This is a genomic window from Mesorhizobium sp. YR577 (assembly GCF_900116595.1).
Classification (GTDB): Bacteria; Pseudomonadota; Alphaproteobacteria; order Rhizobiales; family Rhizobiaceae; genus Mesorhizobium_M.
This window is the reverse complement of the sequence record NZ_FPBI01000017.1, coordinates 39,812-55,704: the sequence shown is the minus strand read 5'-3', so window position 1 is coordinate 55,704 and position 15,893 is coordinate 39,812. Positions and strand designations below refer to the sequence as shown.

At 61.0% G+C, this 15,893-nt stretch carries 14 protein-coding genes and 2 pseudogenes; 7 read left to right on the top strand and 9 right to left on the bottom strand.

Going from position 1 to position 15,893, the window contains the following annotated elements; genetic code table 11:
- Positions 1-24: 24 nt before the first annotated feature.
- Together BM413_RS22965 and BM413_RS22960 are read right to left on the bottom strand one after the other, a co-directional pair.
- Positions 25-3,549, bottom strand: a complete 3,525-nt coding sequence (locus BM413_RS22965; protein ID WP_091917185.1) for an indolepyruvate ferredoxin oxidoreductase family protein — start codon at positions 3,547-3,549, stop codon at positions 25-27.
- A 144-nt stretch (positions 3,550-3,693) separates the two neighbouring features.
- Entirely contained in the window at positions 3,694-4,080 is a 387-nt protein-coding gene (locus tag BM413_RS22960) for an aminotransferase class IV (RefSeq protein WP_280141851.1), read from the bottom strand.
- Between the two features lie 84 nt (positions 4,081-4,164).
- On the opposite strand from BM413_RS22960, the gene BM413_RS33710 reads away from it, so the two are divergent.
- The 3 genes from BM413_RS33710 (at position 4,165) to BM413_RS34030 (ending at position 5,902) form a co-directional block, all read left to right on the top strand.
- Entirely contained in the window at positions 4,165-4,830 is a 666-nt protein-coding gene (locus BM413_RS33710) for a branched-chain amino acid aminotransferase family protein (RefSeq protein WP_244537992.1), read from the top strand.
- A gap of 138 nt (positions 4,831-4,968) precedes the next feature.
- On the top strand, positions 4,969-5,421 hold the full coding sequence (locus BM413_RS22950) for an Lrp/AsnC family transcriptional regulator (protein WP_348272928.1): 453 nt from the start codon (positions 4,969-4,971) through the stop codon (positions 5,419-5,421).
- Between the two features lie 163 nt (positions 5,422-5,584).
- Positions 5,585-5,902, top strand: coding sequence for an Lrp/AsnC ligand binding domain-containing protein (locus BM413_RS34030; RefSeq protein ID WP_280141850.1), 318 nt, complete (start codon positions 5,585-5,587; stop codon positions 5,900-5,902).
- Positions 5,903-6,137: 235 nt separating this feature from the next.
- Here the strand turns inward: BM413_RS34030 and BM413_RS22940 are convergent.
- A pseudogene (locus BM413_RS22940) lies at positions 6,138-6,305 on the bottom strand (ATP-binding protein); the annotation flags it as partial.
- A gap of 14 nt (positions 6,306-6,319) precedes the next feature.
- On the opposite strand from BM413_RS22940, the pseudogene BM413_RS33705 reads away from it, so the two are divergent.
- The 3 genes and pseudogenes from BM413_RS33705 to BM413_RS22930 all read left to right on the top strand — a co-directional run.
- Positions 6,320-6,394 (top strand): annotated as a pseudogene (locus BM413_RS33705) (ATP-binding protein); the annotation flags it as partial.
- Positions 6,395-6,511: 117 nt separating this feature from the next.
- Positions 6,512-7,267, top strand: a complete 756-nt coding sequence (locus tag BM413_RS22935; RefSeq protein ID WP_244537991.1) for a serine hydrolase domain-containing protein — start codon at positions 6,512-6,514, stop codon at positions 7,265-7,267.
- Positions 7,268-7,688: 421 nt separating this feature from the next.
- Positions 7,689-8,270 carry a sulfurtransferase gene (locus tag BM413_RS22930; RefSeq protein WP_139238641.1) on the top strand — a complete coding sequence of 194 codons (582 nt, stop codon included), beginning with the start codon at positions 7,689-7,691 and terminating at the stop codon, positions 8,268-8,270.
- Positions 8,271-8,490: 220 nt separating this feature from the next.
- Here the strand turns inward: BM413_RS22930 and BM413_RS22925 are convergent, their stop codons facing one another.
- Positions 8,491-8,814, bottom strand: coding sequence for a DUF1330 domain-containing protein (locus tag BM413_RS22925; RefSeq protein WP_091917181.1), 324 nt, complete (start codon positions 8,812-8,814; stop codon positions 8,491-8,493).
- 337 nt (positions 8,815-9,151) lie between these two features.
- On the opposite strand from BM413_RS22925, the gene BM413_RS33235 reads away from it, so the two are divergent.
- Positions 9,152-9,595 (top strand): hypothetical protein, encoded by a 444-nt coding sequence (locus BM413_RS33235; protein ID WP_175544410.1) that lies wholly within the window; start codon positions 9,152-9,154, stop codon positions 9,593-9,595.
- A gap of 72 nt (positions 9,596-9,667) precedes the next feature.
- Here BM413_RS33235 and BM413_RS22915 read toward each other — a convergent pair whose 3' ends face one another.
- The 5 genes from BM413_RS22915 to BM413_RS22895 form a co-directional block, all read right to left on the bottom strand.
- Positions 9,668-10,483: an alpha/beta fold hydrolase gene (locus BM413_RS22915; RefSeq protein ID WP_091917180.1), complete on the bottom strand. Its 816-nt coding sequence runs from the start codon at positions 10,481-10,483 to the stop codon at positions 9,668-9,670.
- A gap of 53 nt (positions 10,484-10,536) precedes the next feature.
- Positions 10,537-11,307: an enoyl-CoA hydratase-related protein gene (locus BM413_RS22910; RefSeq protein WP_091917179.1), complete on the bottom strand. Its 771-nt coding sequence runs from the start codon at positions 11,305-11,307 to the stop codon at positions 10,537-10,539.
- A gap of 10 nt (positions 11,308-11,317) precedes the next feature.
- Positions 11,318-12,085, bottom strand: coding sequence for a glucose 1-dehydrogenase (locus BM413_RS22905; RefSeq protein WP_091917178.1), 768 nt, complete (start codon positions 12,083-12,085; stop codon positions 11,318-11,320).
- A gap of 22 nt (positions 12,086-12,107) precedes the next feature.
- Positions 12,108-13,751 (bottom strand): AMP-binding protein, encoded by a 1,644-nt coding sequence (locus BM413_RS22900; RefSeq protein ID WP_091917177.1) that lies wholly within the window; start codon positions 13,749-13,751, stop codon positions 12,108-12,110.
- A gap of 98 nt (positions 13,752-13,849) precedes the next feature.
- On the bottom strand, positions 13,850-15,847 hold the full coding sequence (locus tag BM413_RS22895; protein ID WP_091917176.1) for an NADPH-dependent 2,4-dienoyl-CoA reductase: 1,998 nt from the start codon (positions 15,845-15,847) through the stop codon (positions 13,850-13,852).
- Positions 15,848-15,893: the final 46 nt, after the last annotated feature.

Sequence of the window (15,893 nt, the reverse complement as noted above, 5' to 3'; positions counted from 1 at the left end):
CAATTCTCTCCCGGAGCCGCTTGATCAGGCCGACATTGCTTCGAGGTCTTGCTTGCCGCTGTTGGACCTGGTCGGCGGTTCGCGGAACTTCGCCAGAAGATCCGGCCAATCCTTGTTTAGCTTCTCGAAGCCCTGCTCCTTCACCGGACCGAAGCCGCGCACGGCGCTCGGTGCCGATGCGAGCGCGATCGCTTGAGCATGGTTTTCCTTTTTGAGGCCAGCGGCGATCATATCCAGCGCCTCCTCGTAGCGGGCGATGAGCTCGCGCTCATGCTTGCGCTCGGTCGAGTAGCCGAACACGTCGAACGGGGTTCCCCTCAGCGACTTGGCCTTCGCCAGCACGCCGAACAGGGACAGTGCCCAGGGACCGAACGTGATTTTCTTGGGGCGTCCCGTGTTCGGGTCCTTGCGGGCGAGCAGCGGCGGCGAGAGATGGAACTTGAGCGTCGGCCTGCCGTCGAAAGTCTGCTCGAGCTCGCGGCGGAATTCGGGCGCGGTGTAAAGCCGGGCAACCTCATACTCGTCCTTGTAGGCAAGGACGTTGGCGTAGTGGATCGCCACCGCCTTCATAAGGCGGTCGGAGTCGGAGACGGTGCGCTCCGCGGCACGGATCCGCTCGACCCGCTCACGATATTTCGCGGCGAGCTTCGCATTCTGGTACCCTGTCAGATGCCGCGTGCGGTGATCGAGGATCTCGTCGAGGCTCATTTCGGCGACAGGCTTTTTTCGTCCTTCGGTCAGCATTTCCTGTACGCGGTCGGGATAGGCGGCCGCGAAGCGACCCCATTCGAAGGCGGCAAGATTGAAGTCGACCTGGACGCCATTCAGCGTGATTGCGTCACGGATCGACACCTCCGTGATCGGCAGGGCGCCTTTCTGCCAGGCATAGCCGACCATCATCATATTCACCGCGATCGCATTCCCCAGCGTCTTCATGGCGAACTGCTGGAAGTCCACGAAATCAGGCGTGTGCAGCCGCTCGCTCAGGCGCTTCACCATCAGGTGCTGACGGAAGTCGAAATCGCGGTTGGCGATGAAGCCGGCAACAGGGGTGACATGGGAATTGACCACGCCATAGGCGCGCGTCTCGTCGAAGAGCTCGATCGACGTCGCCGCGGTCGCGACAACGATATCGGGGGCGATCAGAAGATCCGCCTCGCCGGTTGCGACGCGTGGCGAGCGAACTGCCTCCACGTCCGACGAGATCCGTACATGGTTGGTGACGGCGCCACCCTTCTGCGCCAGGCCAGCCATGTCGAGAACCATGGAGGCGGAGCCGTCGATATGCGCCGCCATGCCAAGAATATGGCCCACCGTCAGAACGCCGGTTCCACCAACACCGGTCACAACAATGTTGAACGGCTCACGGGACACGGCTCGCATAATGGGTTCCGGCAAAATCGCGTCCGGTCCTTTCGTGCTGCCGGGCTTTTTCGGGCTTGCGCCTTCAACCGTAACAAAAGACGGGCAGAAACCCTTGAGGCAGGACAGATCGACGTTGCAGACGGACTGGTTGATCTCGCGCTTGCGGCCCATCTCGGTCTCGAGCGGCTCGATGGCAACGCAATTGCTCTGCACCGAGCAGTCACCGCATCCCTCGCAAACTGCAGAGTTGATGAATGGGAGCTCCTGCGGCTTGGGCAGTTTGCCCCTTGCCCGCTTGCGGCGCACCTCTGTGGCACAGCCCTGGTCATAGATGATGACGGTGCATCCCGGCACCTCGCGAAGGTGCTTTTGCACGGCATCCAACTCGTCGCGGTGCTTGACGACGGTACCGGGCGCAAGGGTGTTCTTGTCGAACGCCTCCGGGTTCGAGGAGACGAGGTAGATCTCTTTTACACCTTCGGCGGCCACCTGATGCGAGAGCGTCGGTACGTTCAGAGTCCCATCGAACGCCTGACCGCCGGTCATGGCCACGGCGTCGTTGAACAGGATCTTGTAGGTGACGTTGGCGTTCGCCGAGACCGCCTGCCGGATCGCCAGAATGCCGCTATGGAAATAGGTGCCGTCGCCGAGATTGACGAAGATGTGCTTCTCGTCGGTGAAGGGAGAGGCGCCGACCCAGGTTACGCCCTCCGAACCCATATGGGTGAAGGTTTCGGTGCTTCTGTCCATCCACTGGACCATCCAGTGACAGCCGATGCCCGCGAGACCGCGGCTTCCTTCGGGGACCTTTGTCGAGGTGTTGTGTGGGCAGCCGGCGCAGAAATAGGGCAGGCGAGAGACCGGCGCCTCATATTGCGCCATGTCCTTGCGGCGGCCGGAAAGGGCATCCGCGCGGGAGCGGATACGACCGATGATGTCGTCGGGGATTTCCATCATCTCAAGCCGTGCGGCGATTGTCCTCGCGATCAATTCGACCGAGAGATCGCCGTATCGCGGCAGCAGCAGTTCGCCCTTCTCGTTGGTCTTGCCGACCACGCGTGGCCAGGTGTCGCGTCGTTGATTGAAGAGCTGCTGCTTGATCTGATGTTCGATGATCTCGCGACGCTCCTCGACGACGAGGATTTCTTCGGCGCCCGGCACAAAGCGCTCGACCATCACCGGATCGAGCGGCCAGGCCATGCCGATCTTCAGAACGGAGATTCCGATCCTGGCGGCAAGCTCGCGGTCGATGCCGAGCAGCGTCAGCGCGTCGAGCGCTTCTTCATGCGCCTTGCCCGAGGCGACGATACCGAGGCGCGTGCGCGGCGACTGGAGCGTCACCCGGTCCACCCCATTCGCCCTTCCGAAGGCCGTCGCAGCGTCCAGCTTGTAAAGATGCAGTCTGCGGTCCTGGCTGACGCGGTCGTCAGGCCAGCGCAGGTTCAGACCGTCAGCCGGCATCTCGAAATCGGTCGGCAGGATCAGTTCGCGACGTTCCCCGTCGAGGTCGACGACGGCATTCGCCTCGACGGTGTCGGCGATCACCTTCATGCCAACCCAGGCGCCCGAATAGCGCGACATGCCGATGCCGAGCAGGCCCATGGTGACGATTTCGTCAGGACCCGAGGGAATGAGCACCGGCATCATGGCCGCCATGAGCGCCTGGTCACTCTGATGCGGCAGAGGTGAGGACTTGCCGCCATGATCGTCACCGGCGAGACAGAGGATACCGCCATGCTTCGACGTGCCTGCCGCATTACCGTGCTTGAAGACGTCGGCGCAGCGATCGACACCCGGGCCCTTCCCATACCAGATACCGAACACGCCATCCTTCTTCGCACCGGGAGAAAGGTGCAGTTGCTGCGTGCCCCAGATCGCGGTTGCCCCCAGCTCCTCGTTAACGGCCGGCCGAACGACGATCTCGTACGGATCGAGATATTTCTTCGCCTTCATCAGCGCGGCGTCGTAGGACCCGAGGGGAGAGCCGCGATAGCCTGAGATGAATCCCGCGGTGTTGAGACCGCGGACACGATCGTTTTGAATCTGGATGATCGGCAACCGGACGAGAGCCTGTACACCGCCAAGGAAAATTCGTCCGTCGGTGCGCGTAAAGGCATCGTCGAGCGCAGCCTTGATCTTGTTCTGCGTAGGGTTCTCTCGGAGAGCAACGGCCTCTTGTGTCATGACTTCCCTCTTTTTGCTGTGTTCGGTACTGTCGAAATGTCGAAACGCTGACCGTCCGCAGCTCTCAAAAGATCGGTGCTTGCTGGACGGTTTTCGGACCTGCGGAATGCTCAAGGCGCATCGGAGTGATGCGGCCAAGCCTGCTCAGAACAGCCGGTCGAGCCAGCTATGGGGGTCGGGGGCGCGACCGAACTGGATATCGGTCAGGGCCGCCTTGAGGCGCTGGGTGATCAGGCCAGGATTGCCGTCTGCGATCGTGAAGTCGTGGCTGCGACCCTTGACCTTGCCGATCGGCGTGACTACGGCGGCCGTCCCGCACGCGAAGGCTTCCGTCACCCCACCGCTTCGAGCATCATCCTGCCACTGGTCGATCGCATACGCCTCTTCCCGCACCGTCAGACCCATGCCACGGGCGAGCGTAATAAGAGAGTCGCGGGTGATGCCCGGCAGGATCGTTCCAGTCGGCGGCGGTGTCTGAAGCGAGCCGTCGTCGAACACGAAAAAGATGTTCATGCCGCCAAGCTCTTCCACCCAGCGCCGCTCGACGGCGGGGCGACGTTGTTCCGCCCTGACGCGAATGCACGCCGTTTCCGCAATTCCGCTGACCGCCTCGCGATGGCGGCGCTGCCTGAAGAGTTCTTCGTGGAGTCCTGTCGCGGGCTGGTTCGGATCGACCGCGACTGGATACCGTCCGCGGAGGGAGCTTCGCTTTATCTCCGACCGTTCATGATCGGTACCGAGGTCGCTCTGGAGACAAAGCCGGCCACCGAATATCTGTTCTGCGTCATCGCCTCGCCTGTCGCATCGTATTTCAAAGGTGGCGCTGCGGCCGTCACGCTTTGGGTTTCGGAGAATTTCACACGCGCGGCGCCCGGCGGGACTGGCGCGGCCAAATGTGGCGGCAACTACGCAGCAAGCCTTGCCGCCCAGGCCGAAGGGCAGAGGGAGGGTTGCGCACAGGTCGTCTTCCTCGACGCCATCGGGCAGGCGGTAGGCCTTGAGCCCCTCAAAAATCTCAGGAGCGTAATGGAGCGCGATGGTCGCAGGATCAAGATCGAGCGCCTTGCGGGGTTCGATCTTCCAGTGATGCCACCCCTTTGCTGCCGAGTATCTGATTGTCACCATGTGATCGGTGAAAATCCTGCCGAATCCAGGATTCTGCAACAAGACATCCCGCTCCGCCGTGGAGACCGGATACGGATGCTTCTCTACATCGAAAGTCAATATGCCATTATTTCCCATTACCAGTTCCCTCCTCGGCGACTCTTAACGCGCTCTTGACTAAATCGTACATGAGGTCGCTTGGCATTTGGTGGCTATTATGCTCAAATTTGGACTGATTTTGGCATTGGAATAAGTGAATTGTGGAATTCGTGATATTCAATGCCTCGCGTACGGCAGGAGGGAACCTTGAGCAAATTGGATGATGTCGATCGGCGAATACTCAGGGAGCTGCAAAAGGATGGCCGGATTCAAAACACCGAGCTCGCCGAATTGGTCGGACTCTCACCGTCCCCGTGTCTGCGCCGCGTGAAGTTGCTTGAGGAGGCGGGCATCATTGAGCGCTATGTCGCGCTTCTCAATGCGTCCAAGATCGGTATGGGCCTGACAGTATTCGCACGGATATGGCTGACCAGCCAGGATGCTGATACCGTGGACCACTTCACGGATGAGATTAAGCGTCTGCCTCAGATCGTTGAATGCCATCTGATGGCTGGCGACTGTGATTTTATCCTGCGCATTGTTGCCGCCGACCTTGATGATTATCGCCAGTTCCAGATCAACCACCTCACGCGGATCAAGGGTGTCCAAAGCGTCAAGACGGAGATCCCGATGCAGAAAATCAAATTGACATCCGAGTTGCCGATATGAGCTCGCTCCAGCTCCCCGTAATTGATGCGTCCATTCACTTGCAGCCGCGCAAGGATTTGCCGATCCACGCGGCCTAGCTCGACGTGTGTCGCTGATCGGCCTATCGCAGGGCTCCCACCCTGTGATGAAAGACTCGGCGTGAGGTCGGACTGTCTGCCTCTCCGTGCCATCGCCGTATTCGATTGCTCGAGGAAGCGGGCGTGATAGAACGATATGCCGCGCTGCTCGACGCGCAAAAGGTCGGTGCCGGTCTGACCGTTTTCGCCTGCGTTGGCTGAAAGATCAGCGCAGCGAAACGATCGAACGGGTCGCGTCCGCAATACAGCAGCTCCCAGAAGTGACGGAATGCCATCTGATGGCAGGGGACGCGGATCTGTTGTTGCGTATAGCGGTTGCTGATATTGCCAGCTACCGAGCCTTCCAGATGGACCATCTCGCTCGTATCAAGGAAATTGAGCGCGTGAAAGCTGAATTGCCGTAGCAAAATATCAAGAAGACATGGATCTTCCCTGTTTAAGTGACGTATTTGAAGCGCAGAGATTGTCACCGAGTAGAAACAGGCGCCGACTATAGCCATCGGGTCTTTTAGGCGGAAGAGCGCGTCTGGCTTGGTGGTCAATCTGCAGTGCTTTTTGAAGCCCTCTTGTTGGTTTCCACGCGGAACTGAGCCAGCTTTTCCACCGAGAAGTGAGCCACCTCTGAGTATGGTTTTCTGATCAGGGTTTGGTCAAGGGATTGGCTTTTTCTCCTCTCTTTTGTGCCGCGGCTGCCGAACTGGCTTTGAAGCGGAAGCTGTCGTTTCCTGTTTCCAGGATATGGCAACGGTGGGTCAGGCGGTCGAGCAGCGCGGTCGTCATTTTGGCGTCGCCAAAGACGGTCGCCCATTACCGTGGCCGCCTGGCATGAGATGATCGGCGAGGCCACTTTGGCTGATGCGATCTTAGACCGTATTGTTCACAACGCCCACCGCATAACCAACGCACTTGACCGGCGTCGAAATAGACGAAATCAATCACTCCTAACAGCAACCAGGCAGGCGGAATTCGATCGAACCCGCTGTCCGCGACTTAGCGAAACGCGTGTCCGCGAGTTGCTGAAATGGCTGTCCCGATTCACCGAAATCCGCAGCCTGACACTTGAAAAGAATATCCGCCGGCTGGCTTCGGTTCCCCTGCTGTTCGAACCGGGCACGGCCTGGAACTATTCACTGTCTATCGATGTTGTCGGCGCCGTGATCGAGAAGGTGACGGGCGCCAGTCTGGTTGAAGCGGTTCAAGCTCTGGTGACACAACCATTGAACCTCGCAGACACCGGCTTCACCGTGAACGATCCCGAGCGATTGGCGATCGCCTATGCCGACAGTCAACGGCGCCCGCGACGGATGGAAGAAGATGACCTGATCCCGACAATGCCGGGCCTGGGGGAAGTCGCGATGTCACCAGCCCGCACTTTCGACAAGGACGCGTTTCCTTCGGGGGGCGCGGGTATGGTTGGCACCGCCGGCGATACGGTGCGACTTCTGGAAACTCTGCGCCTCGGTGGTGAACCTATCCTCTCGTCCGAGAGCGTTCGCGACATGAGCAGCAACCAGATCGGTGCGCTTCCAGTCGTCGGATGGCCGGGCTGGGGTCACGGTTTAGACTTTTCGGTTCTGCTTGATCCAACGATCGCCGGAACTCCGGAATCCGAGGGGACCTGGCGTTGGGGCGGGGCCTATGGTCGTTCCTGGTTTGCCGATCCGAGTGAAGAGCTCACGGTCGTTGCTTTTACGAACACAGCTTTCGAGGGAATGTCCGGTGGCGGACGCTTTCCCCAGGACACATGCCGGGCAATCTATTCCCGCTGAAAGGTGGATAAATGTTTTCCCACAGCCCGCGAGCGAATGCCGAAACCACTCCGATAAACCAAAACACGGACGCGACGTGAATTAACATGGAAAATACGAACCCCACCCCGCTTGTTTCCACCGAGTGGCTGGCCCGACATCTCAATGATCCCGAAATCAGGCGTCCTTGACGCAACCGTCCTGATATCTCCACCTTCGGTAGTCGGTAGTCGGTAGTCGGTAGTCGGTAGTCGGTAGTCGGTAGTCGGTAGCCGGTGGCAAGTGGACAGTCGGGAACAGCCGGGAGGCTCATGATATTCCCGGGTCCCATTACGCTGATCTGATATCGAAATTTTCGGCGCCCGTCGGTCGCTTTCCGCAGCCTGACATTACGCTATTCACGTCATCCGTCCAGCGACTGGGAATCGGCTCAGAGACGCGTGTGGTGATATATGACCGCGCATCGGGTGTATGGGCGTCTCGTCTCTGGTGGGTGATGCGCTCCTACGGGCTTGATCAGGCAGCCGTTCTGGACGACGGATTTGCTGCCCGGACCACAGAAGGCCGGCCGACGACTGCCGAACCGTCTCAGAAAGTCACCGCTCCGGCCTTCGTGCCGCGGGATCGGCCGGAACTCTTTGTCGGGAAGAGCGAAGTGCGGCTCCTCGTGGAACAGGGCGGCGCCTGCCTCGTCAACGCCCTCGATGCGAGCGACTTCAAAGCGACAGAAACCAAAAGCTACGCCCGTCCAGGCAGAATCCCCGGAAGCCTGAATGTGCCCGCATCCTCCCTCGTCGATCCTGCTTCCGGCCGCTTCCTATCAATTCCCGCTCTTCAGCAACGGCTCTCGGAGGTTCTTTTACGCCCCGGCCGCAAGGTGATGTATTGCGGCGGAGGAATTGCTGCCTGTGCCGATGCGCTGGCCCTGACTTTGCTCGGCGAGCAGGATGTTGCGGTCTATGACGCGTCCCTCGAAGAATGGGCAGCGGACCCTTCTCTTCCGATGGAGGTTCATGGGGCCTGATGGTGGCACTACCGGCGCGGCATCCCTTGGCAACGCAAGCGGATGTCGAATGACGACAGCCTTCAGAGCGCGCCGTACACGATTCGAACATGTGGTATCCATCTTCGGCGGGGCACCTTGTGAGTGGGCCTCAATAGCAAAACGAATAATCGGCTCTCTCCATGGGAGAGCCGATTGAGCCTTGGCCGTCCTCGGCCAAGCTACTCTTGAACCGATGACATTACTGCGTCGACGTGGTCGGGTCCGGCTGCGGACCGTCATAGCCTTCGGCAACCACGATATCCGCCTTTGAAACGTCGACGCGGAGAGCCTTGGCTTGCGCGTAATCGGGCGAGTGGTAGCAGTCGAGCGCGCTTTGATAGTCAGGGAATTCGATGACCACCGTGCGGGATCGCACCGTTCCTTCGACATTGTTCGCAGCGCCGCCGCGCACAATGAAGCGAGCGCCGTATTTCCTGAACGGGATCGCGTTCGCCGTCACGTAAGCCTTGTAGGCCTCGATATCGTCGATATCGACCAATGCAATCCAGTAGCCTTTTGCCATTCGAATTCCTCCGCTTAGATTATTGGTTTCGCTGATTGCAGGCCGCGTCGGGCTGACCGCACTGGCTGGCTGCGGCCGTGCCGCAGCCTCTCATTCAATAGGATCGGGACCTGCGCAATTGACAGGTGATCAGCTGCCGTTTCGCTTGGGGACCTCTTCCGGCGGCTGATCGACACTGCCGAGATCCTTCTGAAGCTGATTGATATAGTGGACAAATGCCACGCGATCGTCGAACGAGAAGTGGGACGTCGCCTGGTCGTAAAACTGATAGATCCGTTGAAGCGTCTCGTTCCAGTAATTCTGTCCACACGGTGTAAGCTGGACGAGGCGAGCGCGCTTGTCCCCGTTGCCGGTAACCCGCTGCACGCTGCACAAGGCCATCCCGCTCGAGTCGCTTGATCATACTGTCGAGATTCTGCCGCGTCACGACGAGGTAGTCACCGAGCTGCCCGAACGGGATGCCGTCCGCGAACTTCCCCTGGGAGAGGGCGCCGAGGAGGGCCCACTGCACCGTGGTGATGCCGAGTTGCTGTACCGACTTCCGCTGCAATTCGTTGCCCAGCTGGAAGAGCCGGAAGAACAAGCGGTTGTTGAGCTGGTCGTTTCCGGCGTTGCGCGTCGAAGACCGCTGCGGCGCGACATGATCGATGGGCTCCGCCTGATCATTTGCCTGTCGACGACGACGAACGGGAGCAGATGTGCGGTGCGGTCCAGCCATTTCGTGTTTCGATACTCCATCGAGATCATACCGTGGGAGCGTCGGCGCCCTTCTGGTCTTTAAATCTGTATTGCTCACAACGTCTGTCTTCCACTATATCCGAGACCTGAAGCTGCAGAAACCTGCTTGAACATCCTACAAGTCTTGCCGAGCGCTGCATTCTGCATCATTCTCCACACCATGCAGGAACTCGGCCACCGCATCGAGGGTGAGCTGTTCAGCATCAATATGAGGATTGTGGCCGCTCGCAGGGAGCTCCAGAATCGACACCGCCCGCCCAGCATACCTGGCAATCAAGCGCGCATGTTCCATTGTGCCAAATGGATCAGCGGAGCCTTGAATCACAAGCAACGGTAGGCTGATTTTGTCAAGTTCGCCGACAATCGTCCAGTTGCGGAATTGCGGAAGCGACCATGGGCGCGCCCATCCCTGGAAGGCGGCAACAGGGTCGCTGTGATAGCGGGCGAGCTTCTGCCTCAGCGACGGATCCACCTCGAGCCGCTCGGTCATCGCAGCAACGCCATCGAGCGTGACCTGCTCCGCAAAGACGTGCGGCGCCTCGACGACGGCCGATATTGACCGACAAGGAAACGCCGATGCGAACAGGAGCGCGATCGTCGCACCATCGCTATGGCCATAAAGATGGCATTGGTCGACACCGAGCGCATCGAGGAGGCGCGGCAGCAATTGCCGCGCCTCCTCGTGAAGATAGTTTCCGTCATGAGGCTTGGGAGATGGCGACGAGCCGCCGCATCCCAGGCGGGAATAGACCAGTGCAGGATGGCCCGTGGTGTCCGACACCTTCTGCGGAAAGCCCTTCCAATCCGCAACGCAACCAAAGCCGTGATGCAGGAAAACGATCGGCGGCTGTCGCGGCCGATCGCTCTCCTTGGCCTTGGGGCTGAACCAGGCGTACTCGATCGACGATCCCTCGATATCGATCGTTTGCATGCCGATTACCCTTCCTGCATCGCGTTGAATGAGGCAGATGGCCGTGTGCCCCGTCAGCGGAACTTGGGGGCGCGCTTCTCGAGGAAAGCCTTCACGCCCTCCCTCGATTCCTCGGTCTGGTAGAACAGGCTGAGCGCCTGCATCCCCATCCCGGAAATCCCGCGGATCGACTCGGAGTCCAGGTTGAAGGACTTCTTGGCGATCGCGATCGCGGTCGGGCTGAGCGCCGCGATCTCGGCGCACCAACGGTCGACCTCCTGGTCGAGCTCTTCCGGAGGGACGACGGCGTTGACGAGACCCATCTGAAGAGCCTGGTCCGCCGGGTAGCGACGGCACAGCATCCAGATCTCGCGCGCCTTCTTCTCGCCGACGACGCGGGCGAGAAGTGCGGTCCCGAAGCCCGGATCCACGGAGCCGACCTTGGGCCCGACCTGTCCGAAGACGGCCGTCGACGAGGCGATGGCTAGATCGCAGCAGGTGACCAGCACGTTGCCGCCGCCGATCGCAAAGCCGTTGACGCGCGCAATCACGGGCTTCGGCACATCGCGGATCAGGCTCTGCAGTTCCTCGACCGGCAGACCGATCGTGCCGCGCCCGTCATAGGCGCCGTCATGAGCGGACTGGTCGCCGCCGGTGCAGAACGCCTTTGCGCCGGCGCCTGTCAGGACGATTGCTGCGATCTCCTTGTCCCAGCCAGCCTTGTTGATGGCATGGATCAGCTCTTCGCAGGTCTGACCCCGGAAGGCGTTGTACTTTTCCGGCCGGTTGATCGTGATCCAGGCCGCGGCCTCGCGGACCTCGTAGGTGATATCCTGGTAATCCATCTCGCGCTCCTTAACCGTGCATCGTCAGGCCACCAGACACGCTGATGACCTGGCCGGTGATGAAATCCGCATCGCTGCTGGCGAAGAAGGCGATCATGCCCGGAATATCGTCCGGCTGGCCGAGCCGCTTCAGCGGGATCGCCTTCTGAAGCTTGTCGTAGATCTTCTGCCCGTATTCACCCTCGCCGACGAAGGAGCGTAGCAGCGCAGTGTCGGTCGGGCCGGGGCACACGACGTTGACGCGGACGTTGTCACGCGCGCACTCCCGCGCCACGGTCTTGGAGAACGCAATCAAACCGCCCTTGCACGCGGCATAGACGGATTCTCCCGACGAGCCGACGCGCCCGGCATCCGATGCGATGTTGATGACCTTGCCGCCGCCGGCGGCGATCAGATGCGGCAGCACCGCCTTGTGCAGGTTGAGCGGACCGCGCAGGTTGATCGCGATGATCTTGTCCCACAGCTCGGGCTCGGTTTCGAGGAAGGGCTTTGCAATATCCCAGCCAGCATTGTTGACCAAGATGTCGATCTTGCCGAAATGGGCGACCGCTTTGCCGACGGCCGCCTCGACGGCCTCGTAACCAGTGATGTCGAATGCCAGCGGCAGCACATCCCCGCCGCGCGCGCGAAGCTCTTCGGCGAACCCGGCAAGCGATGCCTCGTTGACGTCGGCCGCGACGAGCTTGACGCGCTCATCGACGAACCGCTCGCAGATGGCGCGACCGATACCGCCCGCAGCGCCGGTCACGACCGCGACGCGCTCCTTCAAACCTCTCATGTAAAATCTCCACTCTTGAGCGTCACGCGCTCTTTTCGGTTTCCTGGACGAGATGGCGCAGCCTGAATTTCTGCACCTTCCCGGTGGCCGTTCTTTCGATCGGCCCAAAGATCACGCGATCGGGCACCTTGTATTTGGCGAGACGCGCGCGACAAAAATCGAGCAGCTCCTTTTCGGTCGTCTGGTTTGAACTGCCGGGCTTGAGTTCGACGAAAGCGCAAGGGCGCTCACCCCAGCGGTCGTTGGCCATGGCAACGACCGCGGCATAGGAGACGACCGGATGCTGGAACAGCACATCCTCGATCTCGATCGACGAGATGTTCTCGCCGCCGGAAATGATGATGTCCTTGGTTCGGTCCTTGATCTCGATGTAGCCGTCTTCGTGGACCACAGCGAGGTCGCCGGTGTGATACCAGCCACCTGCAAAGGCCTCCTCGGTGGCTTCGGGGTTCTTGAGATAACCCTTCATGCCGAAGCTGCCGCGGAAAAGGACCTCACCGATCGCCGCGCCATTGTGCGGGACGGGCTCCAGAGTGACGGGATCGGCCACCATCATGGCGTCGGTCACAGCGGTCCTCACGCCCTGACGCGCCATCTTCTTCGATCGCTCATCGACCGGCAGGTCGTCCCACTCGCGGTGCCAGTCGCAAAGCGTCGTGACGCTGTGAAGCTCCGTCGAGCCATAGACGTGACGGACGACGAAGCCGAGAGCCTCGGTCTCCTTGATCACGGCGGCTGGCGGGGCAGCACCTGCCGTCATCACCGCAACAGGCCGATCCAGCTTCCGGCCTGCGGCTTTTCCGCTGTCGATCAGCATGCCGAGCACCGTCGGCGCACCGCACAGATGCGTCACGCCGTGGGTTTCGATCGCCGCGAAGATGTCTTCCGGAACGACCTTGCGCAGGCAGACATGCGTACCGCCAACGGCCGCGATCGCCCAGGAGAAGCACCAGCCGTTGCAGTGAAACATCGGCAGCGTCCACAGGTAGACGGAGTCCGCATCCATCTTATGGTGCAGAAGCTGTCCGAGGGAGATGAGGTAGGCGCCGCGGTGATGATAGAGCACGCCCTTGGGATTGCCTGTGGTGCCCGAGGTGTAGTTCAGAGACAGCGCTTCGAATTCGTCTTCCGGCCAATAGGTCGGTTCCTCGGCGTGACCACGCTTCAGAAATTCCTCATAGGTGTAGTAGCCGATGCGCTCGCCGCCCTCGGCAAGCGTGTCCTCGATATCGACGACCACCGGCTTGCTCTTCATCAGAGCAAGGGCCTCACCGGCGACGCTGCTGAACTGCTTGTCGACGAGGAAGACCTTGGCCTCGCAATGCTCGAGGATGAAGGCTATCGCGGCCGCGTCGAGCCGGATGTTCAGCGTGTTGAGGAGACCGCCAGACATGGGCACGCCGAAATGGGCTTCAAGCATGGCCGGCGTGTTCGGCGAGAGGATCGCGACCGCGTCGCCCTTACGAATACCGGTGCGCATGAGCGCCGAAGCGAGCTGCTTGCAGCGATGAGCGTATTCGCGCCAGGTGTAGCGCTCGTCGCCGTGGATGATCGCCACGCGGTCCGGAAACACGTCGGCCGCGCGCAAAAGAAAATTCAGCGGCGTGAGGGGACGGTAGTTGGCTGGCCGTCGCTTTAGGAAATCCGCGTCGAGATTCAGTGTCACATTTTCCTCCTGAAAGTTTCACTTTCTTCAGCGTCGGGGGTGGAGCACGGCTGCTGTTCCCCGCCCGACGAAATCCTGCCGCCGCGTTTCGACGGGGGTCAGACCTGGTTCCCGACCAGGGCGCCTTCGTAGATTGCCCGCTTCGCATCGAGCTCGCCGGCGAGCTTGGCGCCGCCGATGACATGCACGGCCTGCCCACGCGCCTCCAATTCATCGGCCAGGCCGCGGACCGATTCCTGCCCGGCGCAGACCACGAGCGTATCGAAAGCAAGCACCTCCACCTTGCCCTCGACCTCGATGTGAAGCCCCTCCGCATCGATCTTCAGATATTTCGCATCGCCGATCTGGCGGACGCCGAGATCCTTCAACTCCTTGCGCAGGATCCAGCCGGTGCTCTTGCCGAGCGTGCGGCCAAAGGAACCCGGAGAGCGCTTGAGCATCGTTACAGTGCGTCGTGACAGGTGAGGGCGCGGCTTTCCCTTGAAGCCCCACCGCTCTTCGAACGCATCGACGGACTGTTGCTCGTGATCGTCGCCAAGCCCGACGAAGAGCGCCACATCATGACCGATGCCGCCGGCGCCGATGACGATGACCCGTTCTCCGGCCTTCACCGATCCGTCGAGGATGGTGGTGTAACCGACGACACGCGGATCGTCCCCGCCTGGAATGTCGAGAAGGCGAGGGGCTACTCCTGTCGAGGCGATGACGTCATCGAAGTTCTCGCGCCCGAGCGCGTCGATGCTGACGCGCTGCCCCGTGCGGATGTGGACGCCGGCATCATCGAGTTGACGCTTGAAGCTTTCGATCGCCCGGCCGTAATCTTCCTTGCCCGGAACACGCGCGGCCAGCACGAACTGCCCGCCAATTTCCGGCGCCGCCTCATAGAGCGTGACGTCGTGTCCCCGCCGGCCGGCCTCTAGCGCTGCGGAAATCCCCGCGACGCCACCGCCGACGACGGCGATCCGCTTCGACCGTTCCGCGGGAAGATCAGAGAACTCGCCTTCCCGCGCGGCGCGCGGATTGACAAGGCAACTGATCACCTGGTCGGTGAAGTAATGATCGAGGCAAGCCTGGTTGCAGGCGATGCAAATGTTGATCAGGTCGGGGTGACCTTCCTTCACCTTGTTGACGAAGGCAGCGTCGGCCAGGAATGGCCGCGCCATCGAAATCAGGTCGGCCGAGCCGTCTGCGATCAGGCGTTCGGCATCCTCGGGCAGGTTGATGCGGTTGCTCGCCGTTACGGGAATCCGAACTGCCGCCTTGATGCGTCGCGTCGCTTCCGCGAAAGCGGCATGAGGAACGACGCCGGCAATGGTGGGAACCGTCGATTCATGCCAGCCGATCCCCGTCGACAGACAGTCGGCGCCGGCTTTCTCGACTTCGCCGGCGAGCCAGACCGTCTCGTCATCGCTCAAGCCGCCTTCGATCAGTTCCAGCGCAGAGATGCGGTAGGACAGGATGGCCTTGTCACCGAGTGCTGCGCGTACCGCCCTGACGACAGACAGCGGAAACCGGGCGCGGTTTTCGAGCGATCCACCCCATTCGTCTTCGCGTGCGTTGGTGCGCGTCGCGAGGAACTGGCTGATCAGGTAACCTTCCGAACCCATGATCTCGACGCCGTCATAACCGGCCGCGATGGCAAGCCGGGCGGTATTGGCGTAGGCCGAAATCGTCTCTTCGATCTCGGATGCCGAAAGCTCACGCGGGCTGTCGCGATTGATCGGCGACTTGATCGCGGAGGGGGCGACGATCGCGGGATGATACCCGTAGCGCCCCGCATGCAGGATCTGCAGCAGGATGCTTCCGCCGGCGGCGTGAACCGCATCGGCAATCTTGCGATGATCCTCGACCTGGCTCTCGAGCTCGAAAGTGCCCGGCTCGTCCTTCATGCGCCCGGCGAAAGTCGGCGCGAAACCGCCGGTGACGATGAGGCCGACGCCGCCCTTGGCGCGTTCGGCGTAGAAGCGGGCGAGCTCGTTGAAGCGCTCGGGGTGGCATTCCAGCCCCGTATGCATCGAACCCATCACGACCCGATTTGGCAATGTTGCGGCGCCGACGCGCACAGGGTTGAAGAGCGCGGAGTGAGCCTCGCCCATGGACCATTTCCTCCCGAAATCCACGTTCTGTTCGGATCAGAACCTA

What these genes read in the sequence shown, in the direction of transcription:
- BM413_RS22965 (WP_091917185.1), bottom strand. Translation starts at nt 3,549, where the DNA reads ATGACACAAGAGGCCGTTGCTCTCCGAGAGAACCCTACGCAGAACAAG.
- BM413_RS33710 (WP_244537992.1), top strand. Translation starts at nt 4,165, where the DNA reads ATGGCGGCGCTGCCTGAAGAGTTCTTCGTGGAGTCCTGTCGCGGGCTG.
- BM413_RS22925 (WP_091917181.1), bottom strand. Translation starts at nt 8,814, where the DNA reads ATGGCAAAAGGCTACTGGATTGCATTGGTCGATATCGACGATATCGAG.
- BM413_RS22915 (WP_091917180.1), bottom strand. Translation starts at nt 10,483, where the DNA reads ATGCAAACGATCGATATCGAGGGATCGTCGATCGAGTACGCCTGGTTC.
- BM413_RS22910 (WP_091917179.1), bottom strand. Translation starts at nt 11,307, where the DNA reads ATGGATTACCAGGATATCACCTACGAGGTCCGCGAGGCCGCGGCCTGG.
- BM413_RS22905 (WP_091917178.1), bottom strand. Translation starts at nt 12,085, where the DNA reads ATGAGAGGTTTGAAGGAGCGCGTCGCGGTCGTGACCGGCGCTGCGGGC.
- BM413_RS22895 (WP_091917176.1), bottom strand. Translation starts at nt 15,847, where the DNA reads ATGGGCGAGGCTCACTCCGCGCTCTTCAACCCTGTGCGCGTCGGCGCC.